Source organism: Pigmentiphaga sp. MLSB6-MA01 (genome assembly GCF_058793475.1).
Genome location: NZ_JBXAFV010000012.1, coordinates 84,179 through 107,524 on the forward strand (window position 1 = coordinate 84,179; position 23,346 = coordinate 107,524).

At 63.7% G+C, this 23,346-nt stretch carries 21 protein-coding genes; 9 read left to right on the forward strand and 12 right to left on the reverse strand.

All coding sequences use genetic code 11. From position 1 onward, the window contains the following. Nucleotides 1-20: 20 nt before the first annotated feature. Entirely contained in the window at nucleotides 21-1,004 is a 984-nt protein-coding gene (locus AC1Q6E_RS19575; RefSeq protein ID WP_492573354.1) for a Bug family tripartite tricarboxylate transporter substrate binding protein, read from the forward strand. Between the two features lie 17 nt (nucleotides 1,005-1,021). Here the strand turns inward: AC1Q6E_RS19575 and AC1Q6E_RS19580 are convergent, their stop codons facing one another. Together AC1Q6E_RS19580 and AC1Q6E_RS19585 are read right to left on the reverse strand one after the other, a co-directional pair. Beyond that, the gene (locus AC1Q6E_RS19580) at nucleotides 1,022-1,993 is read right to left on the reverse strand and encodes a Bug family tripartite tricarboxylate transporter substrate binding protein (protein ID WP_492573355.1); all 972 of its coding nucleotides are present in this window, start codon (nucleotides 1,991-1,993) and stop codon (nucleotides 1,022-1,024) included. A 49-nt stretch (nucleotides 1,994-2,042) separates the two neighbouring features. Next, entirely contained in the window at nucleotides 2,043-3,002 is a 960-nt protein-coding gene (locus tag AC1Q6E_RS19585) for a fumarylacetoacetate hydrolase family protein (RefSeq protein ID WP_492573356.1), read from the reverse strand. 131 nt (nucleotides 3,003-3,133) lie between these two features. Between AC1Q6E_RS19585 and AC1Q6E_RS19590 the strand changes: the two genes are divergently transcribed. Further along, complete coding sequence (locus AC1Q6E_RS19590; protein WP_296558999.1) at nucleotides 3,134-3,811, forward strand: FadR/GntR family transcriptional regulator; 678 nt, start codon at nucleotides 3,134-3,136, stop codon at nucleotides 3,809-3,811. Nucleotides 3,812-4,036: 225 nt separating this feature from the next. Here the strand turns inward: AC1Q6E_RS19590 and AC1Q6E_RS19595 are convergent, their stop codons facing one another. Continuing rightward, nucleotides 4,037-4,729: a phytanoyl-CoA dioxygenase family protein gene (locus AC1Q6E_RS19595; protein ID WP_492573357.1), complete on the reverse strand. Its 693-nt coding sequence runs from the start codon at nucleotides 4,727-4,729 to the stop codon at nucleotides 4,037-4,039. Nucleotides 4,730-4,842: 113 nt separating this feature from the next. On the opposite strand from AC1Q6E_RS19595, the gene AC1Q6E_RS19600 reads away from it, so the two are divergent. Next, on the forward strand, nucleotides 4,843-5,190 hold the full coding sequence (locus tag AC1Q6E_RS19600; RefSeq protein WP_492573358.1) for a hypothetical protein: 348 nt from the start codon (nucleotides 4,843-4,845) through the stop codon (nucleotides 5,188-5,190). 101 nt (nucleotides 5,191-5,291) lie between these two features. Here the strand turns inward: AC1Q6E_RS19600 and AC1Q6E_RS19605 are convergent, their stop codons facing one another. From AC1Q6E_RS19605 to aceE, 6 genes are all read right to left on the reverse strand, one after another. Next, complete coding sequence (locus tag AC1Q6E_RS19605) at nucleotides 5,292-5,621, reverse strand: YegP family protein (RefSeq protein WP_492573359.1); 330 nt, start codon at nucleotides 5,619-5,621, stop codon at nucleotides 5,292-5,294. A gap of 540 nt (nucleotides 5,622-6,161) precedes the next feature. Next, the gene (locus tag AC1Q6E_RS19610) at nucleotides 6,162-7,232 is read right to left on the reverse strand and encodes a hypothetical protein (protein WP_492573360.1); all 1,071 of its coding nucleotides are present in this window, start codon (nucleotides 7,230-7,232) and stop codon (nucleotides 6,162-6,164) included. A gap of 189 nt (nucleotides 7,233-7,421) precedes the next feature. Next, nucleotides 7,422-7,772 (reverse strand): hypothetical protein, encoded by a 351-nt coding sequence (locus tag AC1Q6E_RS19615; RefSeq protein WP_492573361.1) that lies wholly within the window; start codon nucleotides 7,770-7,772, stop codon nucleotides 7,422-7,424. Between the two features lie 434 nt (nucleotides 7,773-8,206). Then, the gene (lpdA, locus tag AC1Q6E_RS19620; protein ID WP_492573362.1) at nucleotides 8,207-10,024 is read right to left on the reverse strand and encodes a dihydrolipoyl dehydrogenase; all 1,818 of its coding nucleotides are present in this window, start codon (nucleotides 10,022-10,024) and stop codon (nucleotides 8,207-8,209) included. 10 nt (nucleotides 10,025-10,034) lie between these two features. Next, complete coding sequence (aceF, locus tag AC1Q6E_RS19625) at nucleotides 10,035-11,693, reverse strand: dihydrolipoyllysine-residue acetyltransferase (protein ID WP_296558989.1); 1,659 nt, start codon at nucleotides 11,691-11,693, stop codon at nucleotides 10,035-10,037. Between the two features lie 111 nt (nucleotides 11,694-11,804). Further along, on the reverse strand, nucleotides 11,805-14,519 hold the full coding sequence (gene aceE / locus AC1Q6E_RS19630) for a pyruvate dehydrogenase (acetyl-transferring), homodimeric type (protein WP_492573363.1): 2,715 nt from the start codon (nucleotides 14,517-14,519) through the stop codon (nucleotides 11,805-11,807). A 270-nt stretch (nucleotides 14,520-14,789) separates the two neighbouring features. Here aceE and AC1Q6E_RS19635 point away from each other — a divergent pair, with 270 nt between their 5' ends. From AC1Q6E_RS19635 to AC1Q6E_RS19645, 3 genes are read left to right on the forward strand one after another with little or no spacing between them, the layout of a single operon-like run. After that, complete coding sequence (locus tag AC1Q6E_RS19635) at nucleotides 14,790-17,168, forward strand: PAS domain S-box protein (RefSeq protein ID WP_152797103.1); 2,379 nt, start codon at nucleotides 14,790-14,792, stop codon at nucleotides 17,166-17,168. Continuing rightward, nucleotides 17,168-17,791, forward strand: a complete 624-nt coding sequence (locus tag AC1Q6E_RS19640; RefSeq protein WP_152797105.1) for a response regulator transcription factor — start codon at nucleotides 17,168-17,170, stop codon at nucleotides 17,789-17,791. The genes AC1Q6E_RS19635 and AC1Q6E_RS19640 overlap by 1 nt, the downstream gene beginning before the upstream one ends. 25 nt (nucleotides 17,792-17,816) lie before the next feature. Beyond that, nucleotides 17,817-18,470, forward strand: coding sequence for an FMN-binding negative transcriptional regulator (locus tag AC1Q6E_RS19645; protein WP_492573364.1), 654 nt, complete (start codon nucleotides 17,817-17,819; stop codon nucleotides 18,468-18,470). 11 nt (nucleotides 18,471-18,481) lie between these two features. Here AC1Q6E_RS19645 and AC1Q6E_RS19650 read toward each other — a convergent pair whose 3' ends face one another. After that, nucleotides 18,482-18,817 (reverse strand): addiction module antidote protein, encoded by a 336-nt coding sequence (locus AC1Q6E_RS19650; protein WP_152797109.1) that lies wholly within the window; start codon nucleotides 18,815-18,817, stop codon nucleotides 18,482-18,484. Next, nucleotides 18,814-19,146: a type II toxin-antitoxin system RelE/ParE family toxin gene (locus tag AC1Q6E_RS19655; RefSeq protein WP_492573365.1), complete on the reverse strand. Its 333-nt coding sequence runs from the start codon at nucleotides 19,144-19,146 to the stop codon at nucleotides 18,814-18,816. Before AC1Q6E_RS19655 ends, AC1Q6E_RS19650 begins: the two co-directional genes overlap by 4 nt. A gap of 183 nt (nucleotides 19,147-19,329) precedes the next feature. On the opposite strand from AC1Q6E_RS19655, the gene folD reads away from it, so the two are divergent. Together folD and AC1Q6E_RS19665 are read left to right on the forward strand one after the other, a co-directional pair. After that, nucleotides 19,330-20,172 carry a bifunctional methylenetetrahydrofolate dehydrogenase/methenyltetrahydrofolate cyclohydrolase FolD gene (gene folD / locus AC1Q6E_RS19660; protein ID WP_152797113.1) on the forward strand — a complete coding sequence of 281 codons (843 nt, stop codon included), beginning with the start codon at nucleotides 19,330-19,332 and terminating at the stop codon, nucleotides 20,170-20,172. Nucleotides 20,173-20,363: 191 nt separating this feature from the next. Then, nucleotides 20,364-22,508, forward strand: coding sequence for a M3 family metallopeptidase (locus AC1Q6E_RS19665; RefSeq protein ID WP_492573366.1), 2,145 nt, complete (start codon nucleotides 20,364-20,366; stop codon nucleotides 22,506-22,508). Here the strand turns inward: AC1Q6E_RS19665 and AC1Q6E_RS19670 are convergent. Continuing rightward, a complete protein-coding gene (locus AC1Q6E_RS19670; protein WP_152797117.1) occupies nucleotides 22,505-22,804 on the reverse strand; it encodes a hypothetical protein in 300 nt (99 codons plus the stop codon). The genes AC1Q6E_RS19665 and AC1Q6E_RS19670 overlap by 4 nt on opposite strands. A gap of 149 nt (nucleotides 22,805-22,953) precedes the next feature. Between AC1Q6E_RS19670 and AC1Q6E_RS19675 the strand changes: the two genes are divergently transcribed. Further along, nucleotides 22,954-23,343 carry a helix-turn-helix domain-containing protein gene (locus tag AC1Q6E_RS19675; RefSeq protein ID WP_152797120.1) on the forward strand — a complete coding sequence of 130 codons (390 nt, stop codon included), beginning with the start codon at nucleotides 22,954-22,956 and terminating at the stop codon, nucleotides 23,341-23,343. Nucleotides 23,344-23,346: the final 3 nt, after the last annotated feature.

A 23,346-nucleotide genomic window follows, 5' to 3' on the forward strand; every position in this document is an offset into this window, starting at 1 on the left:
ATCGAAAAAAGGAGACAAGCATGTACAACATCGTTCGACGCAAGACACTGGCCACGGCCGCGCTGATGGCCATCACGGCCAGCGCCGCCGTGCCTGCGCTGGCCCAAGACTATCCCGGCAAACCCATCCGCCTGATCGTGCCCTTCCCCGCCGGCGGCCCCTCCGACACCACCGCCCGGTCTATCGCCGAAGGCCTGGGCAAAGTGCTGGGACAGCCCGTCGTGGTCGAGAACAAGCCCGGCGCCGGCGCCATCATCGGCAGCGAAGTCGTGCTGGGCCAGCCCGCCGACGGCTACACGCTACTGATGGCCAGCAACGTCATCTCCACCGGCAAGTGGCTCTACCCCTCCATGAACTTCGAACCCGTGCGCGACTTCCGCGCCGTCGCCGGCGTGTTCCGCAGCCCGCACCAGGTGGCCGTCGCGCCGAACTTTCCGGGCCAGGGCATCCAGGACCTGATCGCCCTGGCCAGGCGCGAAGGCGGACGGATGAACTACGGCTCGGGCGGATCGGGCACCATGCCGCACCTGGGGACGGAGCGGTTCAAGCAGGTTACCGGGGTGGAGATGCAGCACATTCCCTACCGGGGTTCGGCGCCGGCCAACGTCGCGCTGGTGGCGGGAGACGTGCCGGTTCACTTCGATATCGAGTTTTCGGTGCAGCCGCTGCTGAAGTCGGGGCGGTTGCGGTCGTTGGGGGTGACGGCGTTGAAGCGGTCGCCGCAGTTTCCGGACGTGCCCACGCTGGATGAACAGGGGATCAAGGGCTTCGAGCTGTATTCGTGGTTCGGCATCGTGGCGCGGACGGGAACGCCGGACGGCATCGTTGCCAAGCTCAATCAGGCCATCAACCAGGTGATGGAAACGCCGGAGTTCAAACAGCGGCTGGCGGCGCTGGGCGCCGAGAAGATCGGCGGACCGCCGGCCACGTTCGAGAAAATGATCCAGGACGATTATCAGCTCTGGGGCGAGGTGATACGCAAGGCCGGCATCAAGATCGATTGAGCTCCGCGGCGCTCCCGTCAGGGAGTCGCCGGCGCGTTCATCTTGCCCACCACGGCATGCAGACGCTTGCCCTCCTCCTTCAGAAAGCCGCCGAACTCCGGCCCGTCCTGATAGGCCAGCGTCGCCTCCATCCTCTCCAGGTTGCGCTTGAAATCGGCATCGTTCGCCGCCGCCCGCACGCTGGCACGCAAGGCCGCCATGACCGCCGGCGGCGTGCCCGCCGGCGCGAAGAGACCGGACCAGACGTAGTAGGTGCTGTCGTAGCCGAGTTCTTTCAAGGTCGGCACATCAGGCATGCTGGGCAGACGATCCGTGCCCAGTATCGCCAACGCCTTCACCTTGCCGCTCTTGGCAAAGGTGGCGGCGGTGGCGGGACCGCCCGTGGACAGGTCGACCTGTCCGCCGGCCACGGCCATCAGTGCCTGCGACCCGCCCTGGTAAGGGACGTGCAAGAGCTGTATGCCAGCGGCCTGCGCGAAACCATCCACGCCCACGTGCGCATTGGCGAAATAACCCGTGGACGAATAACTGACCGATCCCGGCTTGGCCCGCGCCCGGGCGACGATCTTGTCGACGGTGGCGTCCTCCGGACGCATCGCCCCCATCAGCACGGTCGGCTCGTAGGTAATGCGGGCCACGGGCTGGAATTGCGCCAGTTCGTAGGTGGGCTTCTTGCCCTGCATGCGTTCGGCTTCCGGCAGGATGAGGTGACTGGTCAGGCTGATCAGCAGGGTATGGCCATCGGCCGGTGCCCGGGCCACCGCCGCGGTACCGATCGCCCCGCCGGCCCCTGGCCGATTCGTCACGACGATCGGCTGGTGCAAGGTCTTTTCCATCTGGGTCGCGAGCACGCGCCCCACCTGATCGGCCAGCCCACCGGGCGCGAACGGCACCACCAACGTAATGGGCCTGGATGGGAACTCCTGCGCCCAGGCCTGCGCGGTGGCCAGGCCGGCCACCGCCGCCAGCAAGCATTTTCCAAACGTCATTTCTGTCTCCTGATCCCGCCTGGGGTTCTGATATGTCTGTTGCGTACGCTCAGGACGCCGCGACGATGGGATTCGACAGCACGCCTATGCCCTCGATCTCGCCGCGCACCACATCCCCCACGTCCAGATAGCGCGCCGCGCGAACGATGTCATTGCGCGTATAGGGCTTGCCCCCCAGCGCCTCGTCCCCGGCCCACCCCGTTCCCCCCGGCGTGCCCGTCGTGATCACGTCCCCCGGCAGCAGCGGCAGAAACTGCGAGAAGAAGCTGACCAATCGATAGACGCTGGAGATCATCAGCGCGGTGCTGTTGTTCTGCCTCAGCTCGCCATTGACGGTGGTACGCAGGGCCAGGCGCTGCGGATCGGCAATGTCGTCCGCCGTGACCACGACAGGCCCCAGGGGACACGAGGTCGCGAAATTCTTGCTGCCCCCCAGCTCGATGACCGCCAGCCCGTTCTGGAACGTGATCTGACGATCGCGCAGCGTCACGTCGTTCAGGATGGTATAGCCGTAGATGTGCGCGGCGGCGTCCTCTTCGCGTATCCATCGGCCCGGTTTGCCGATCACGACAGCCAGCTCGATCTCATAATCCAGCTTGCGGGTCAGCCTCGCGTCCAGCTCGATGCCTGCATCCGGCCCGATCACCGCGCGCGGGGTCTTGAAGAAAAAGGCGGGATCCTTGCCCGACAAGGCCAGATCGGCAATCTCGTCCAGGTGATCGGCGTAGTTGCCGCCTGTCGCCAGAATGATGCCGGGCACCAACGGCGCCAACAGCCTGGCCGACGGCACCACCACCCGCGAGCCACCGGCCGCCAGCGCCCGCCGTGCCAATGCCTGCCCCGCCTGCGCCGAGGCGATGAATGCGTTGACGTCGCCAAGCACGGCCCGTTCGGCCTCGCTCAACCCGCCGCTGGCCTCGCACGACGCGGCGATGTCCACCACGCCGCCGTCGCCGTCCAGCACCCCGATGCGCGCACCCTGCGCACTGTCGAATCGCACGAGCTTCATGCCTTCTCCCTGGTTTCATTCAGGGCGGAGTCTAGGGACCGTTCTCGCATGACGACAAATTGGTCGGAATGGTGCATGCTTCGCCTGGATTGGTTCGAACCAATCCGCACAAGAACAAAGGAGACACCGGCATGCGCAAGAATGCCCCCATCGAGCCCGTCCAGGCGGTCACGCGCTATATCGCGCAAAGCAAGTTGCGGCCTGGCGAACGTTTGCCGGCCGAGCGCGAACTTGCGCCCCTGCTGGGGCTGAGCCGGGGCAATCTGCGCCAGGCCTTGGCGGAACTGGAAGCCAACGGCGAGGTGCAGCGCCATGTCGGCCGTGGCACCTACCTCAGCAGGCCCACGCGCCGGTCGTCGCCCCTGGAACCCCTGAAGATCGCGTCGCTCACCAATCCTGTCGAACTCATGGCCGCGCGCCTGATCATCGAACCGCAGACCGCCGCGCTGGCCGCCGTCTACGGTTCGGCCCAGGACTTCTCCCGCATCATGGCGGCCCTGCAACAGATGGAAGGCGAGAAAATCCTCTCGCGCACCCAGGCTCAGGCGGAATCCTTCCACCGCGCCATCGCCGCCGCCTCGCACAACCGGCTGCTGCAGGCGTTGACCGACATCCTGTTCGACATCCGCACCGCCATGCACGGCAGGCCAGCCGCCCCCTTCAACATGGCCGAGGATATCCAGCGCATGTACGCGGAACACGCGGCCATCGCGCAGGCCATCGTCAAGCGCTCGGCCCCGGAAGCGGAACGCCGCATGCGCCTGCACCTGGAATCGCTGCAACGCCAGACCGAGTCTTTCGCGGCCTGAGCCGGGGCGCGCCGAATCCCCGTCAAAATAGTCGATCGCCGCGCCGCCACGCCGCCCATGAAACGAGCCTACTTGCTGCCGGTAGCGGCACTGATACAACGGCGCTGGGAGCGGAGAAGATCGGCGGACCGCCGACCGCGTTCGAGAAGATGATCCAGGACGACTATCGGCTCTGGGGCGAGGTGATCCAGAAGGCCCATATCAAGATCGAATAAGCCAGCGGCCTCAGGGGTCGAGGAAGCAGCGGGATGTCGCCATCATCCGCACATGCTGAGCCGAATTGACCGACGGGGTGTGCAGCAGACGCATGTCCATGAGGAAGACATCGCCCGCACGCCCGGACATCTCGACGACCCTGACCTTCAGGCCATCGAGCTCGCGCTCCAGATCCTCCGCCGTTCTCAATATCCGGCGTAGCCGGGACGACGCCCCATCCGGCTGCATATCGACACGATGGGATCCGGCCAGCGCCAGCGTTCCCCCACCCCCGCCAGCCACGTCATCGATCAGGAAAAATGCCTGTATCCCGGGCAAGCGGCCTGGCGGCTTCGCCGCCACGTCCACATGCCAGTTCAAACCTTGCAGCGTCGAGGCGCCTTGACGGGGCGGCGACAGCAACAGTTCGACATCCTGGACAACCTTCGGCATCCGTCCGGCCAGTCGGGTCACCTCGGCCAGCAACGCCTGGGTAACCAGCGATTCGTGCAGCCCAGGCAGCCTGACAAGCGAAGACAACTTGCCGATCTGCTGGAAAACAGGCAGCCCGCGCACCGAGGCGGGCATGCCCTTTCCCTCGGACACGCGCTTGAGTTCATCAAGCAGCTTCTGCCGGACAGCCATCATCCGCTTACGCGGATGAAAGCCCTCCAACCGGACATACCCTTGATCGGCGAAACAATCGGTTTGAGCAGTATTCATTGGCAAGAAGTCCTTGGAGGAACCGGCGCCCCGACTCCCGCCACTCAATGCAGGCAAAGCGGCGTACTGCCCCGTGGCCATGCGCCGTCTATTCGACTGCTTCGAGGATACACATGGCATCGCCCTCCGCCCAGACCGTTCATCTCGCCCCTCCGGCCTCCTGTCCGAACTGCGGTCGCGCGCGGATCGTCCACGCCGCGGGCGAGAAAACCGCACCCCGGCGAACATTCGCCAGCACCCCGCAGCTCGCGATTTATGTAGCGAATCTCCTGCTGATCGGCGGGGCCATCGCGATTTCCGTACAGCCAGAGAGCGCATCGTCACCGCTGATATTCGGCGGATTCCTGGCCGGCCATATCTGCCTCGGCCTATACGCGATCCTGCTACGCGAGCGCGGGCTGCTGTTTCTGAACGTCGCACTCGCGGCGTTGGATCTCTACGCGGTTGTCATTCGGCTCTGACATCCCGCTTGCGCACCGGCTGGCCGCGCAACGCTTGATCAAATCGACACTGCGGCAACGCCGGCCCTACGAAAACCAGCCAACACTGCCGCAGCAACCACTCAAGTATTGTCTTTCACCGTGGGGGTGGGCCCCTTGGCCTTGACCGACTCAATGCCATTGTCCCGTGCCGACGTACCCGAGTACATCTCGCTGCGCCCGATGACCTCGCCATTCGCTCCCGTCAAGGTGAAATAGGGCGAACCGTCGGATGCCGTCTTGCGTTGATATCTTGCGTCGCTCGGGGAGTTCCTACGCACCGACTCAATGCCACCCAAGGCGCTCGCTTTGGCGGTGTAACGCTCGCTGGTAAGAATGACTTCGTGGTTGCCGGCTTTTAGATTGAACATGTACTGATCACCGCTACGCTTCAAGTCGTAGTAACCGCTCATAGGAGCCTCCGATGTCTGAGTTCTTCATCTGATGGTCGATCGGTGCTGCGATGCGTATCGTATACATGAACGCCGGCCAATAGTAGTGCGTTCTTGGCCTATAGGAGCCTTGCTGACCGGGCAACGGTGAATGCTGTAGTACAGACAGGTGCAATGTAGAGCCAATCGAAAATTTGCTCACGCGATAGTTGGAGACTAATGACCATGAGCAAGCAGATGGCCTAGCATGTCAAGCAGGCGACAGCCAAGCATGCTCTGAACAGGGTTCTTGTGCATTGAAGAGAAAACGATGTACTACAAGCATCTCTTCAAGACCGTGCGGCAATAGCCAGTTGCGTAATCGAGGGCGGGATACCCTCTTACGTCCGCAGTGCCCACATGGATCAATATTGGGTTGCCCCTTTGTCAATGACTGCTTTCGACCCATAGCGGAAACTCACCACTCCGCCAAGCTGCCGTTCAGCGTTTGACCTGTGAGGCAGTGCCCGGCTTGCCGGGGACATCCTCCCGATGAAAGGGGGCCACGCTGAAAAGAGCATGCTACTTAATGTGGTCGTATACAAAATTTCCAACTACTCCAAGTGCAACGCTGGCGAGCATCGATATCAGTAGCCACAAGTTCTTCCGTCTCAACCGCTCTAGCGTTTCGACTCTATTCTTGGCCGCCGCCGGCGAGAGCACGACGAACGAGGGATTTGGCCTCGCTAAAGAGACGCCCGCAAAGAACACTAGGACCGCGAACATTAAGGAGTAAATCAGTATCGATGCAACGGCAAGCTTACTATCGGTACTCCTCGATGCTTCAGCCAGCAAAACGTCTACCTTTGCATGAAGGCTTTGAAGGTCTGGCTTGCTATTGGTGGCTACCTCAAGAATTTTCTCCTTAGCTTCTGCCCTGGACCCGTGCGTTGATAATTCCGCGTACAGCACAGAGGCGAACATCATGAGCGGAAATGAGAGGCTAATGAATGGGAAGAAAAATCCGCGTAGCCCCTTCTTCAGTCGTCCCTCAGGGACTTGAATAGCATTGATTTCCGTCTCGACGAGGCGGAGTATATCGTCTGCCCACGTGCGTTCGGTGTGGCGAATCTCGACCGTGACACTCCCTACCGTTGGTTTGCGTCCGACTAGGATTTCTGCGAAGCTCTGCCTGTTGTCCCCCGAGTCGAAGCTAATGATTAACTCTTGCCGCTCTGGTATTTGCTTAGTGGGAAACTGGATGAGCAAGGCAAGGTGAAACTTTGCACCAATGCTAATAATGTTCTGAGTCTCTGAGAAGTGCTGAAACGCCTGCCAAGTAGTTAATTTTCGCTCAAGCTTGTCCCGGTACTGAATAGTTACCTCGAACGCCAACGGCTCAGGTGCATTCTGCTGTTGTATGCGCTGGAGGATTAGCGAAAAGAAGTGAATAAACCACTGCTGATCCGCAGAGAAGGAGTTATCAAACTTTCTTTCCAGCGTCTGCGGCTGGCCGAGTAGGCCAGAAATGAATTCGCCAAGTTTCTTCTTATCCACTGCTAAGGCGACGGTGCTATCAGCTACTTCAACGTTAACAACTTCTGCCATAAATCCTCTTCTATGTTGTTTTGGAACCGTGAAGATTAACTTCATTGGTTCACCGTAACGCTACCTATCGGAGTGCTTGTGCCCCAACCCGGCTGGAGTTCCGGCTGTATCGCTGCCCTCATCAGCGGCCGCTTTTGGCCGATAGCAGTCACATGAAGCCCAGGCACAGCGAATCAGTGAGAAAAGCCGAGACAAACCACATCAATCTCTCGGAAAAGCATCCCTATTGCTGGCTCACATAATGACGGATGAAAGTTGGCACATTTCTTCAAACAAACGATCCGACAAAGCCATGAGATTCTTCTCGATTTTATTTCCAACCTCAATATTCTTACACTTCCGGGGCTGCAGTGGAAAATCAAATTTCCGCTCTGGAAAACCTGCCACACAAAGATCTGAAATTGCAATATTCTTGGCATATTGATCTGTGCACTTGCCACAAGCAAGCTCCACCCCCAGTTGCGACAAGTGAAATTGGCGCTGTGCGAAGCGGATATCATCGACTTCGTTCTTCGATAGCTGAACTGAGCCGGCATAGGCAATATTGTTGGCAATCAACCCCTGCAACAGGGGTTCGCATTTCATCAAGAATCAGTAAACGCATACGCGTCCTGGATGTACTGCTCTGCCTGTTCGAATCGTTCATTGCCCGTTTCTAGCCTATGGCGCTCGTTATCACCAACAAAATGCACAACCTTCAATCGCCCCTGCAATGAACGCCACTTCCACTAAACAATGAACCTCAACACATGCGCGATCCAGAGCCAACGCCCCCTCTTTGAACACACGCGAACGCCCTGTGAAGCCCCGCCTAGTTGAAATACTCCAGCCGCTCATTTGGCCTTCCAACACTCTTAAAATCCTCATTCCATATGGAAGGCACGATCAAACCAGCATTTTTAGTAACTTTTGTAACTCCGGAGACTCTTTACGTCAACAAGGATCTCCGCCCTTCCCCATCGTTCTAAAAAATAAAAAAGCCGCACAAAGTGCGGCTTCTCTTCAAACTACAACAACCCCTACTTCTTCCTAACCGGCGGCAAATCCGTACACACCCCCTCCGCCACCTCAGCCGCCATCCCGATCGACTCACCCAGAGTCGGATGCGGATGGATAGTCTTCCCGATATCCACCATATCCGCCCCCATCTCGATCGCCAGAGCCACCTCGCCAATCATGTCGCCGGCATTCGTACCGACGATGCCGCCGCCCACGATCCGGTGCGTCTCTTCATCGAACAGCAGCTTGGTAAACCCTTCATCGCGCCCATTGGCGATGGCGCGGCCCGAAGCGGCCCACGGGAACATGCCCTTGGTGACCTTGCGGCCCTGCTTCTTGGCTTCGTCTTCGGTCAGGCCCACCCACGCGACTTCCGGATCCGTGTAGGCCACGGACGGGATCACGGTGGCGTCGAAGTGGCTCTTCTGGCCGGCCGCGGCTTCCGCCGCCACGTGGCCTTCATGCACGGCCTTGTGGGCCAGCATGGGTTGGCCGACGATGTCGCCGATGGCGTAGATGTGCGGCACGTTGGTGCGCATCTGGGAATCCACGGAAATGAAGCCGCGGTCGCCCACCTGCACGCCGGCCTTGTCGGCGCCGATCTTCTTGCCGTTGGGGCTGCGGCCGACGGCCTGCAGCACGAGGTCGTAGCGCTGGGGTTCCTTGGGAGCTTTTTCGCCTTCGAAGGTGACGTAGATGCCGTCGGCCTTGGCTTCGATGCCCACCGTCTTGGTCTTCAACATGATGTTGTCGAAGCGGTGTTCGTTCATCTTCTGCCAGACCTTGACGAGGTCGCGGTCGGCGCCCTGCATCAGGCCGTCCAGCATTTCGACGACGTCCAGCCTGGCGCCCAGGGTGGAGTACACCGTGCCCATTTCGAGGCCGATGATGCCGCCGCCGATGATGAGCATTTTCTTGGGCACGCTCTTCAATAGCAGCGCGCCGGTGGAGTCAACGATGCGTTCGTCTTCGGGGGCGAACGGCAGTTTCACGGACTGGCTGCCGGCGGCGATGATGGCGCTGGCGAACTGGATGACCTGTTTGCCGTCCTTGCCCTGCACTTCGATGTGGTTGGGGCCGACGAAGGCGCCGACGCCGGTCACGACGGTGACCTTACGGGCCTTGGCCATGCCGGCCAGGCCGCCGGTCAGCTTGCCGACGACGCCGTCCTTGAACGCGCGCAGCTTGTCGAGGTCGATCTCGGGCTTGCCGAAGGTGATGCCGTGTTCGGCCATCTTGGCGGCTTCTTCGACCACGGCCGCGGTGTGCAGCAGGGCCTTGGAGGGAATGCAGCCGACGTTCAGGCAGACACCGCCCAGGGTGGCGTAGCGTTCGATCAGGGCCACTTTCAGGCCGAGGTCGGCGGCGCGGAAGGCAGCGGAGTAGCCGCCGGGGCCGGCGCCCAGAACGACGACGTCGAAGCTCTGGTCGGCCTTGCCGCCGAAGCTGGCGGCGGCGGGCAGCGGAACGGGATCGGGATCCGGCTTGTCGGAGGTGGGTTCGCCCAGTTCGTGCATGGCGGCGGGCGCCAGTTCGACCTTGGGGAAGCCGGTGCGGGACTTGGTGTCCACAGCGGGGGCCGGGCTGGCAGCGGCACCGCCTTCGGCGGCGTCGATCTCGAGCAGCACGGAGCCTTCGCTGACCTTGTCGCCGACCTTGACCTTGATGGCCTTGACCACCCCGCCCTGCTCGGCGGGAATTTCCATGGAGGACTTGTCGGATTCGACGGTGATCAGGCTTTGCTCGGCCTTGATGGTGTCGCCCACGGCCACCAGGATCTCGATGACTTCGACTTCCTTGAAGTCGCCGATGTCGGGTACCTTGAGTTCTATCGCCATCTCGGGCTCCTTACAGCAGGATGCGGCGGTAGTCCGCCAGCACCGAGGCCAGGTAGGCGTTGAAGCGGGCGCCGGCGGCGCCGTCGATGACGCGGTGGTCATACGACAGCGACATGGGCAGCGTCAGTTGCGGCACGAATTGCTTGCCGTCCCAGACGGGCTTCATGGCGGAGCGGCTGACGCCCAGGATGGCCACTTCGGGCGCGTTGATGATGGGCGTGAAGCTGGTCCCGCCTATGCCGCCCAGCGACGAGATCGAGAAGCAGCCGCCCTGCATTTCCGAGGGCGAGAGCTTGCCGTCGCGCGCCTTCTTGGCCAGTTCGGTGGTCTCGCGAGCCAGGTCCAGGACACCCTTCTTGTCGGCGTCGCGGATGACCGGCACCACCAGTCCGTTGGGCGTGTCGGCGGCGAAGCCGATGTGGAAGTACTTCTTCAGGATCAGGTTGTCGCCTTCCAGCGAGGCGTTGAACTCGGGGAATTTCTTCAGCGCCGAGACCACGGCCTTGATCAAGAACGCGAGCATCGTGACCTTGACGCCGGACTTCTCGTTTTCCTTGTTGAGCTGGACACGGAAGGCTTCCAGGTCGGTGATGTCCGCATCCTCGTTGTTGGTGACGTGGGGGATCATCACCCAGTTGCGGTGCAGGTTGGCGCCGGAGATCTTCTTGATGCGCGACAGCGGCTTGGCCTCGATGTCGCCGAACTTGGCGAAATCGACCTTGGGCCAGGCCAGCACTTCCAGCCCGGACCCCGAGCCGCCGGCGGCCGCGGGCGCCGCGGCGGCACCGCCGGCCAGCGATTTCTTGACGAAGTTGCGCACGTCGTCGGGCGTGATGCGGCCCTTCGGACCGGTGGCGGGCACCCTGGCCAGATCGACGCCCAGTTCGCGCGCGAACTTGCGCACGGACGGCGAGGCATGGGCCTTGGATTGCGCATGTTCGACGGCCGGATCGACCGGTACGGGCGGTTGTTTGGCCGCGGGAGCCGGCGCAGCGGGCGCCGCGGATACCGCGGCGGGCGCGGGGGCGCTCTCGGCCTTGGCGGCGGCCGGCGCAGACGCGGCGGCGGCGCCGCTCTTGACCTTGACGAGCTGGCTGCCCTTGGACACCTTGTCGCCAACCTTGACCAGCACGGCGGTGACTTCGCCCGCCGTCGAGGTGGGGATTTCCATGGACGACTTATCGGATTCGACGGTGATCAGGCTTTGCTCGGCCGCAACCTTGTCGCCCACCTTGACCAACAGTTCGATGACTTCGACGTCCTTGAAGTCGCCGATGTCGGGGACCACCACGGTTTCTTCTGCCCCGCCCTGCGCGGGGGCGGCGGCCGGCGCGGCCTGGGGCGCGGCTTCCTGCCTGGCTGCGGGCGCGGCGGGCGCTTCGGCCTTGGCCGGCGCCGCTTCCTGCCTGGGCGCCTCGACGGCTCCGCCGGCGGCTTCGATCTCGATCAGCGGGGTACCTTCGCTGACCTTGTCGCCCACCTTGACCTTGATGGCCTTGACCACCCCGCCGGTCGCGGCCGGGATCTCCATGGACGACTTGTCGGACTCGACCGTGATCAGGCTTTGTTCGGCCTTGATCGTGTCGCCCACGGCCACCAGGACCTCGATCACTTCGACTTCGCTGAAATCACCGATGTCGGGGACTTTCAGCTCGCTCACATTACTCATTCTGTAGTCTCCAGAAAGCCGGACACCCATCCGGCGCGCCGCCGCAGACAGACGCGCGCCAGCCGGGGGCAAGACAGGGCGCAGCCCTATCTTACCCATCCCGGCCGTCGATCACGCGTGTTGGGGGTTGGCTTTCTCGGGGTTGATGCCGTACTTCTTGATGGCCTCGGCCACCTTCTTCATGGGGATCTTGCCTTCGTCGGCCAGCGCCTTCAGGGCGGACAGCGTGACGAAGTGGCGATCCACCTCGAAGTGTTCGCGCAGCTTGGCGCGGAAGTCGGAACGGCCGAATCCGTCGGTGCCCAGCACGTTGTAGGTGCGGCCCTTGGGGATGAACGGGCGGATCTGGTCGGCGAAGGACTTCATATAGTCGGTCGAGGCGACGATCGGGCCTTCGGTCTTTTCCAGCGCTTCGGTCACGTAGGCGACCTGCGGCGTCTTCTCGGTCGGATGCAGCAGGTTGTGGCGCTCGGCGTCCAGGCCGTTGCGGCGCAGCTCGGTGAAGCTGGTCACGCTCCAGATGTCGGCGGCGACGCCCCAGTCCTTCTCGAGCAGTTCCTGGGCGGCGATGACTTCGCGCAGGATGGTGCCCGAGCCCAGCAGCTGGACGCGATGCCCGGCCTTGGCCTCGCTCTTCTTCAACTGGTACATGCCGCGGATGATGCCCGCTTCGTCGCCGGTCTTCAGGCCGGGCTGGGCATAGTTCTCGTTCATGACCGTGATGTAGTAGAAGACGTTTTCCTGGTCTTCCACCATGCGCTTCAGGCCGTTCTGGATGATGACCGCCAGCTCGTGCGCGAAGGTCGGGTCGTACGACACGCAGTTGGGGATGGTGGCCGACATCAGGTGGCTGTGGCCGTCCTCGTGCTGCAGGCCTTCGCCGTTGAGCGTCGTGCGGCCGGCGGTGCCGCCCAGCATGAAGCCGCGGGCCTGCATGTCGCCGGCGGCCCAGGCCAGGTCGCCGATGCGCTGGAAGCCGAACATCGAGTAATAGATGTAGAACGGCACCATGATGCGGTTGTTCGACGAGTACGAGGTCGCCGCGGCGATCCAGGAGCTCATCGCGCCCGCTTCGTTGATGCCCTCTTCCAGGATCTGGCCGTCTTCCGCTTCGCGGTAGTACATGACCTGGGCCTTGTCCACCGGCACGTACTTCTGGCCTTCGTGGGCGTAGATGCCGATCTGGCGGAACATGCCTTCCATGCCGAAGGTGCGCGACTCGTCGGGCACGATGGGCACGACGCGCGGACCCAGGGTCTTGTCGCGCAGCAGCTGCGTCAGGATGCGGACGAAGGCTTGCGTGGTCGAGATCTCGCGGCCTTCGGCGGTGGGATCGAGCACGGCCTGGAACGCCGACAGCGCCGGCGCGGGCAGGTGCTCGTCGGCCTTCTGGCGGCGGTGCGGCAGGTAGCCTCCCAGGGCCTGGCGGCGCTCGTGCAGGTACTTCATTTCCGGCGATTCGTCGGTCGGCTTGAAATACGGCAGGTCGCCCAGCTTGTCGTCCGGCACCGGGATGTTGAAGCGGTCGCGGTAGGCGCGAATGATGTCGTCGTCCAGCTTCTTCTGCTGGTGCGCGGGGTTGCGCGACTCGCCGGCGGCGCCCATGCCATAGCCCTTGATGGTCTTGGCCAGGATGACGGTCGGGCGGCCCTGGCTCTTCTGCGCGGCGTCGAACGCGGCGAAGACCTTGTGGGGATCATGGCCGCCGCGGTTCAGGCGCCAGATGTCGTCGTCGCTCATGCGGCTGACCATCTCCAGCAGCTTGGGGTGCTTGCCGAAGAATTTCTCGCGCACGAACGCGCCGTCGTTGGCCTTGTAGGCCTGGTATTCGCCGTCGACGGTCTCTTCCATGATCTGGCGCAGGATGCCTTCCTTGTCGCGCGCCAGCAGCGGATCCCAGTAGCCGCCCCAGATCAGCTTGATGACGTTCCAGCCGCTGCCGCGGAACTCGCCTTCCAGCTCCTGGATGATCTTGCCGTTGCCGCGCACCGGACCGTCCAGGCGCTGCAGGTTGCAGTTGATGACGAACACCAGGTTGTCGAGCTTCTCGCGCGAGGCCAGGCTGATGGCGCCCAGCGATTCAGGTTCGTCCATTTCGCCGTCGCCGCAGAACACCCAGACCTTGCGGTTGCTGGTGTCGGCGATGCCGCGGGCGTGCAGGTACTTCAGGAAACGGGCCTGGTAGATGGCCATCAGGGGGCCCAGGCCCATCGAGACGGTCGGGAACTGCCAGAAGCCGGGCATCAGCTTGGGATGCGGGTAGGACGACAGGCCCTTGCCGTCGACTTCCTGGCGGAAATGGTTGAGCTGGTCTTCGGACAGGCGGCCTTCCAGGAAGGCGCGGGCATAGACGCCGGGCGAGGAATGGCCCTGGAAATAGACTAGGTCGCCGCCGCGGCTTTCGGTTTCGCCATGCCAGAAATGGTTCTGGCCGGTTTCGATCATGGTCGCCAGCGAAGCGAACGAGGCGATGTGGCCGCCCAGGTCGCCGCCGTCGGCCGGATGCAGGCGGTTGGCCCGGACCACCATGGCCATCGCGTTCCAGCGGATGTACGAGCGGATGCGGTTTTCCAGGTCGAGCTTGCCCGGATGCGCCGGCTCCATGTGCGTCGGGATGGTATTGACGTAGGCCGTGTTCGGCGAAAACGGGATGTAGGCGCCGGAACGGCGGGCCAGGTCGATCAGGCGCTCCAGCAGGAAGTGCGCGCGCTCAGGGCCTTCGCGATCCAGGACCGCTTCCAGGGCGTCGAGCCATTCTTGGGTTTCCAGGGTATCTTCGTCGTTGGCGGCGGTTATACCGGCCCCGACCTGGGGAAGAGCGGACATGCCTGTCTCCTGAGTCTCTGTGACATCCGGACGGCTCGTAGCCATCCGAGGGTTTAAGTCGCTGTTGGCGGCCTTCGCCTATGTAAAACTAGGGCCCTCGCAACTCCGGCGCGATTCTAGAAGGCAGGAAGCCTTCCATGCAATAAAAATTTCGCTTTGCGATATCATTTACCACAATGTGAAATCTAGCACGAAACCCGAATAAAAGCATTCTGCGCTGCAATAAAACCAGCGGGTCTCCGGACGCGCCACTGTGCGTAAACTTTCTTCATGTCTACCGTTCATCCTTCCAATATTCCCGCCCCGTTCAAGGATCTGGGGCGCCTGCGCCGGCGTAGCTGGTATTGGCTGACTCCGGCCATCGCGCTGGGGCTGTTCGTCTGCGTCATGGGCTCCATCCTGTGGTGGCTGGATGCCCGCGACGACGCGCAGCGCTACGGCACGCTGGTGCGGGACGTCGACTGGGCGCAGCAATCCATGCGCCTGCGCATGCTGGCGGCGCGCGACCGCATGGGGGCGTTGGGACGCGACCTGGTGCGCACCAACATGACCGAGGGCCGTTTCCTGGACGACGCCCGGGAACTCCTGGTGGAGCATCCCGAGATCATCCACGTGGCCTGGATCAACGCCGACCGCAAGGCGGTGTGGATCTCGACGCCCGACCGGCGCGCCGGCCAGACCTTCCGCATGAGCGCCCCGGGCGCGGCCGAACCGGAAGCCTTCCGCGCTTTCGAGATCGCCCGCGACGAACACCGGCCGGCGTATTCCCGCCCCTACCGCGGCCAGTACAACGAGGTCTACCTGGACCTGTACGTGCCGGTATTCCAGGACGAGCGCTTCCTGGGCACCCTGGCCACGGTGTATTCGGTGGACGCCATCCTGCAGAACCTGATCCCCCAGGAGACCCAGCACAAGTACAAGGTATCCATCCTGGACGGCAACGAGATGCCGCTGGTGTCCTCGTCCTCGCGCGCGGACAAGGGCGCCATCAACGCCTATGAGGTGCCGCTGGACCCGCCGGGCAACGGCATGATGCTGAGCGCGCGCGGCTACCGCACGCAGACGGACACCTCGCAGACCATGCTGGTCTGGGTGGTGGTGTCGCTGTCGGCGGTCATCATATGGAGCCTGTTCGCGCTGTGGCGCCATACCCGCTTCCGCTCCCAGGCCGAGGAGGCCCTGATCGCCGAGACCGCCTTCCGCCGCGCCATGGAGAACTCCATGCTGACCGGCATGCGGGTGCTGGACATGGAAGGCCGCATCACCTATGTGAACCCGGCCTTCTGCCGGATGATGGGCTGGGACGAGGCCGACCTGCTGGGACGCCCGCCGCCCTACCCCTATTGGCCCCAGGGCGACCACGCCGCCCAGTGGCGCAACACCGAGATGCTGCTGTCGGGCAACGCCCCCAGCAGCGGCTTCGAGATGGAGGCGCAGCGGCGCGACGGATCGATCTTCTTCGCCCGCATGTATGTGTCGCCGCTGCTCGACCAGCGCGGCGTGCAGACGGGCTGGATGACGTCCATGACCGACATCACCGAGCCCAAGCGCATCCGCGAAGCCCTGGCCGCCGCCCACGAACGCTTCATGACGGTGCTCGAAGGCCTGGACGACGCCATCTCGGTCACGGCCGAGACGCCCAAGGGCTCGGAGCTGCTGTTCGCCAACAAGACCTATCGGCGCGTGCTCGGCTCGCAGCCCACCGGCCATGACGAACTGTCCGCCGGCCGGCGCGGCCGTTTCACCGATGAAGCGATCGAGGTGTATTCCTCCTCCACCCACCGCTGGTTCGAGGTGCGCCACCGCATGCTGCAATGGGTGGACGGGCGCCGGGTGCGGATGCAGGTGGCGCGCGACATCACCGAGCGCCGGGCGTCCGAGGAAGCCTCCCGCGCCCAGCAGGAGAAGATCCAGCTCACCAGCCGCCTGATCACCATGGGCGAGATGGCCTCGTCGCTGGCGCACGAACTGAACCAGCCGCTGACGGCCATCAACAACTACAGCATGGGCGTGGTGGCGCTGGTACGCGCCGGCGATACCGATCCGGCCAAATTGCTTCCGGCCCTGGAAAAAACCACCGCACAGGCCCAGCGTGCAGGTATGATCATCCGCCGCATACGCGAATTCGTGAAGCGGAGCGAACCCAAGCGCCAGCGGGTGAGCCTGCCCACGATCGTGGATAATGCGGCCGGATTTGCCGGGATCGAATCCCGGACCCGGCGGATCGATATCATTCAAAAAATACCCCAACAGTTGCCGGACGTTCTTGCCGATCCTATCCTGATCGAACAGGTGGTCCTGAACCTGCTGAAAAACGGCCTGGAGGCCATGCAGGATTCAGCCGGGCGGGAACTGCTGGTGGAAGCGAACGTGCGCGAGGACATGGTAGAAGTGGCAGTCACCGATACCGGCCACGGACTGGCCGATCCCGAACGGCTGTTCGAGCCTTTCTACAGCACCAAGTCGGAAGGCATGGGCATGGGCCTGAACATCTGCCGCACGATCATCGAATTCCACCATGGCCGGCTATGGGCCGAAGCCAACCCCGCCGGAGGCACGATCTTCAAATTCACGCTTCCGTGGGTACGTCCGATCCTGCCGACCGGACCGGCCCCCGAACTGGAATCCGCACCCAAGGAGCTTACCTGATGAGCAATACGCCCCAATCCAGCACGGTCTTCATTGTCGATGACGACGAAGCCGTGCGAGATTCTCTCCGATGGCTGCTCGAAGCCAACGGTTACCGGGTACGGGCCTACGAGAGTTCGGAACGTTTCCTGGCCGAGTACGATCCCGAGGTGATCGGCGTCCTGATCGCCGACGTGCGGATGCCGGGCATGACCGGGCTGGAGCTCCAGGAACAACTGCTCGCCCGCAAGTCCGCCCTGCCCATCGTCTTCGTCACCGGCCACGGCGACGTGCCCATGGCGGTCTCCACCATGAAGAAAGGCGCGGTGGACTTCCTGGAAAAGCCCTTCAACGAAGCCGACCTGCGCCAGATCATCGCCAACATGCTGGAACAGGCCCACTCCCGCGCGGCGGACGATGCCACCCGGCGCGGCCACGAGGCCCTGCTGGCCCGGCTGACCGTGCGCGAGCAGCAGGTGCTGGAGCGCATCGTGGCCGGCCGCCTGAACAAACAGATCGCGGACGACCTGGGCATCAGCATCAAGACCGTCGAGGCGCACCGCGCCAACATCATGGAAAAGCTGCAGGTCACGACCGTGGCGGACCTGATGAAGGTCGCGCTGCATCATCGGCCGCAGGGATAACCCGCCGCCCGATACCCAGCCAACTATGTATTTGCCACCGCATTTCGAGCAGACCGATGCCGGCAGGATCCGCGACCTGATACGCGCCTGTCCGCTCGGCATGCTCGTGACGGCGGGGCCACAGGGGCTGGACACCAATCACCTGCCCTTCATCCTCGACCCCGACCGCGGTCCGCACGGCACGCTGCTGTGCCACGTGGCGCGGGCCAATCCGGTCTGGCGGGAACTGGCGGATACCCAGGCCGAGAGCCTGGCCGTCTTCCAGGGACCCAGCGCCTACGTCTCGCCCAGCCTGTACGAAACCAAGCGCACCACCCATGAGGTGGTGCCCACCTACAACTACGCCGTGGTGCATGCCCATGGCCGTCTCATCGTCCATGACGATCCGCGCTGGGTGGCGGGCGTGGTGGGCCGGCTGACGCGCATGTTCGAACAGGGACGCGACGATCCGTGGAAGATGAGCGACGCGCCGCCCGCTTTCCTGGAAGAACGGCTATCGGCCATCGTCGGGCTGGAAATGCCCATCGCCCGGCTGCGGGCCAAGTGGAAGATGAGCCAGAACCGCAGCGAGGCCGACCGGCGGGGCGTGGCGGCTGGCCTGGAAGCGTCCGGACAGGATGGGGACCGGGCCGTGGCGGGGGTGATGAAGGCGGTCGAAAAAACCTTGCCCGCCGGTTAGGACCGTGGCGGCTACCTGGGCAACGTCCGCGCGGGCGATGCCGAAAGACGCATACCTATCGCCTCCAGGACGGCCATGAGCGTCTTCAACGTGGGATTGCCGTTGGGCGACAAGGCCCTGTAGAGCGCCTCGCGCGTCATGCCCGCCGACCGCGCCACGGCCGCCAGGCCACCATAGGCTTCGGCCACATCGCGCAATGCCAGCAAGCCCACCGAGCGGTGCCGCGAGTCCTCCATTTCCTCCAGTGCCGCTTTCAGGTATTCAACGGCGAAGGCATGATCCGCCCGCAATTCGGCGATCAGCGCATCCCGGTGCGACACCGAGGCCGCGTATTTTGCCGCGCTCATGAATTCCTCTTCTTCCAATCGGCCCAAAAATGGTACGCCCGGACGATGTCCTTCTGCTGGGTCCGCTTGTCCCCCCCGCACAGCAGGACGACGACGGCAGAACCATGCCTTCCCACGTAAAGGCGATATCCTGCTCCCTCATCCTCGCGCAGTTCCACCACGCCATGACCGACTGACCGGGCGTCCCCCCAGATTCCCATCGATAGCCGACGAACCCGTATGGCCATGCGCGCTCGTGCTCTATCGCTGCGGACGTGGGTCAACCAGTCATCGAAGGGCACGCTGCCATCGGAACATTGGTAGCGGAGGATCTCAACCAGGCTGAACATGGCAATAGTAACTTATAAATCACAGACTTCCAGGGTTGGCTTCGCATGCGGCCTCCCGCAAAGACGCTTGCCTATTCGTTGCGGGACAGGAATATCCCGCCCCGCCTGCTCCTCCCCCGTGCGCTAAAATGCCCCAGGCGTCCGCGCCCTCGTTCCTCCACTCCTCTTTGCCTTCAGACCGCCATGCCCGCACGCCTCATCAACGGCAACGAACTCTCCAAGCAGATCCGCTCCGACATCGCCCAGCGCGCCGCCGAACTCACGCGCCAGGGCAAGCGTCCCGGCCTGGCGGTGATCCTGGTGGGCGAGGATCCGGCCTCGCACGTGTACGTGCGCAACAAGGTCAAGGCGTGCCACGACGCGGGCTTCCATTCGGTGCTAGAAAAGTACGAGGCCACGATGACCGAGGCCGAGCTGCTGGCCCGGATCGACCTGCTCAACCACGACCCCGCCATCCACGGCATCCTGGTGCAGATGCCCCTGCCCAGGCACATCGACCCGCACAAGGTGATCGAGGCCATCTCCACCCGCAAGGACGTGGACGGCTACTCGGTGCTGAGCGCCGGCGAACTGATGGCCGGGCTGGACGGCTTTCGCCCGTGCACGCCCTACGGCTGCATGAAGCTGATCGAAAGCACCGGCTACGACCTGCGCGGCAAGCACGCCGTGGTCATCGGCCGCAGCAATACCGTGGGCAAGCCGATGGCGCTGCTGCTGCTGCAGGCCAACGCCACGGTCACGGTGTGCCACAGCGGAACGCCCGACCTCGCCTATCACACCCGCCAGGCCGACGTGGTCGTGGCCGCGGTGGGCCGCCGCAACACGCTGACCGGCGACATGGTCAAGCCCGGCGCGGTGGTGATCGACGTGGGCATCAACCGCGACGACGAAGGCAAGCTGTGCGGCGACGTGGATTTCGCCAGTGTCTCGGAAGTGGCCGGCTGGATCACCCCGGTCCCGGGCGGCGTCGGTCCCATGACCATCACCATGCTGCTGGCCAACACGCTGGAATCCGCAATGGGGTAGCCCCCCCTACGCGCTGACGCGCGCCCCCCAGGGGGCGGCACTGGCGGACCGGCGAAGCCGGATCCGCCGTGCCCTGGGGGACAACCCGACCGGCATGGGGTGGCGTGCTTGTCCCGTCGGGTGACTCTTCCCTTGGTCTTTTGTCTTTCGCCCCCATCTACGGGGCACAGTCAGCATTCAGGAGTTTCCCCATGGCGCAAGCGTCCGACCTCCCCTCTTCTTCCTCCCTGGCCGGCAATCCGCTCATGGACCTGTCGGGCCTGGCGCCGTTCGATGCCATTCGCCCGGAGCACATCACCCCCGCCATCACAGCGCTCATGGAGCGGGCGCAGCAGGCGGTGGACAAGCTGGAGGCCGACCAGGCGGCGGATGCGCCGGCCACCTGGCAAAGCGTGGTCGAGACGCTGGATGAAGGCACCGAGGGGTTGTCGCGCGCCTGGAGCGTGGTCGGGCACCTGAATTCGGTGGCCGATACGCCGGAGCTTCGTGCCGCCTACGGCGAGAACCTGCCGCGCGTGACCGAATTCTGGGCCGGCCTGGGCCAGAATCAGGCGCTGTACGAGCGCTACAAGAAGCTGGCGGCCGGCAAGGCGTTCCAGCAGCAGACCCCGGCCCGCAAGAAGCTGATCGAGAACGAGCTGCGGGGCTTTCGCCTGGGCGGCGCCGAGTTGCCCGAGGCCGACAAGCCACGCTTCGCCGAGATCCAGGAACAGCAGGCCACGCAGTCCAAGGCCTTTTCCGACCACGTGCTGGACGCCACCAACACCTACGCGCTGATCGTGCGCGACGAGGCCGAGCTGGCCGGCCTGCCCGACGACGTGAAGGAAGCGGCGCGCGAGGCCGCCGGCAAGGCGCCGGCCAAGGAAGGCGACGCGCAGGACGGCACGCCGGCCTGGAAGTTCACCCTGCACTTCCCCTCGTATTTCCCGGTGCTGCAATACGCCGACCACCGTGCCCTGCGCGAGACCCTGTACAAGGCGCACGTGACGCGCGCCTCGGAGCTGGGCCCCGAATACGGGCAGGGCCAGGCCGAGTGGGACAACACGGCCATCATGCTGGACCTGCTGCGCCTGCGCCGCGAGGAAGCCGGCCTGCTGGGCTATGCCAACTACGGCGAGGTGTCGCTGGTGCCCAAGATGGCCGACACCCCCGAGCAGGTACAGACATTCCTGGCCGAACTGGCCGAGCGCGCGCACCCCTACGCCGAGCGCGACCTGCGCGAACTGCGGGAATTCGCCGCTGCCGAACTTGGCCTGGCCGAACTCCAGCCCTGGGACATCGCCTACGCCTCCGAGAAACTGCGCCAGGCACGCTATGCGTTCTCGGAAAACGAGGTCAAGCAATACTTCCCCGAACCCAAGGTACTGGCGGGCCTGTTCAAGGTGATCGAGACGTTGTTCTCGGTCCGCATCCGCCCGGACAGCGCCCCGGCCTGGCACCCCGACGTGCGGTTCTTCCGCGTCGAGTCGGCCGCGGGCACCCTGCTCGCCCAGTTCTACCTGGACCTGTACGCGCGCGACGGCAAGCGCGGCGGCGCCTGGATGGACGACGCCCGCACCCGCTACCGCCGCCCCGGTGGCGTATTGCAGACGCCGGTGGCCTACCTGATCTGCAACTTCACGCCGCCCGGCGGCGGCAAGCCTTCGCTGTTCACGCATGACGAAGTCATCACCCTGTTCCACGAATGCGGCCATGGCCTGCACCATATGCTCACGCAGATGGAAGACCTGGGCGTGTCCGGCATCAACGGCGTGGAGTGGGATGCGGTCGAGCTGCCCAGCCAGTTCATGGAGAACTTCTGCTGGGAATGGGCCGTGCTGGAGCAGATGACCGCGCACGCGGAAACCGGCGAACCCCTGCCCCGCGCCCTGTACGACAAGATGGTGGCCGCCAAGAACTTCCAGGGCGGACTGATGACGCTGCGCCAGGTGGTGCTGGCCGCCACCGACATGCATTTGCACACCGATTACGACCCGGACGGCCCGCAAAGCGTGCTCGAGTTGTCGCGCGCGGTGAACGACCGCATGCATGTACTGCCCCAGCCGGAGATTTCTCGCTGGATCAACACCTTCAGCCACATCTTCGCGGGTGGCTACTCGGCCGGCTACTACAGCTACAAGTGGGCCGAAGTCCTGTCGGCGGACGCCTACGCGGCCTTCGAGGACGCCGCCACCGAGGACACGCTGCGGCCCGAGGTCGGGGAACGTTTCTTGCGGGAGATCCTGCAAGTGGGCGGCAGCCGGCCCGCGATCGAGTCTTTCCGCGCGTTCCGCGGCAGGGATCCCAGCATCGAGGCCCTGCTGCGCCACAGCGGAATGGCTGAAGCCGCGTCCTAATCGCGGGAGATCAGCATCCTGACGGCCGACAGGTCGTCGGAAAGCAGATCGGCCAGCGACGCCTTGCCCGGTAGCTCCAGCACCGGATTGGTCCCGTATCGATGCATCAGTTCCCGGGCGATCTGTACGGTGACCAGGGCACGGCGGCGCGGCGCCCTGGCATGGCCCGAGAAAGGAAACTTACGTTCCAGCCTGGCGATGTCCCACCCGCTGGGGACAAAGATCCAGGCGAGATGGCCCTCGCGATCGATGCCGCTGAGCACCAGCAGTTCAACAACGCCTTGGTGTGTTTGCATAGTACGCAATTTCCAGGATGGCGCCAGCTGCCGGATGGCCGCTTTCTCCCCCTGTACGATCCCCCAATTTTGCCTTTAACGCAAAATATACACCAAAAATTTGCGCCACACGCTTTGCGCGGCAAGCAAGGCGTTCGGACAATCACGCCATGGATATAGGCTCGGCGATCAGGCAGATGCGCGAACAGCTCGGGCTCAAGCTCGAGGCTGTCGCCATGGAAGCCGGCACCGATGCAGGCAATTTGTCGCGCATCGAGACGGGCAAGCAAAAGCCGTCCATCGGCCGCCTGGAAAGCATCGCCCGGGCCATGAACGTAGGCGTGACGGATCTCTACGCCCTGATCGAGAATGTCCGCGTCCTTCCCGCCACCCCTCCGCCGCTGCGCGATGGCGACGACATCCCCTACACCGACGACACGCACGCCCTGCGGCGCAGCTTCGCTCCGCTGAACGCCCACCATCGCAAGCTCGTGATCGAATTCGCCAGGCTGCTCAACCGCCTGCAAAAAGAAGAAAACGCCGGACGGGAATCGGTCTAGCCG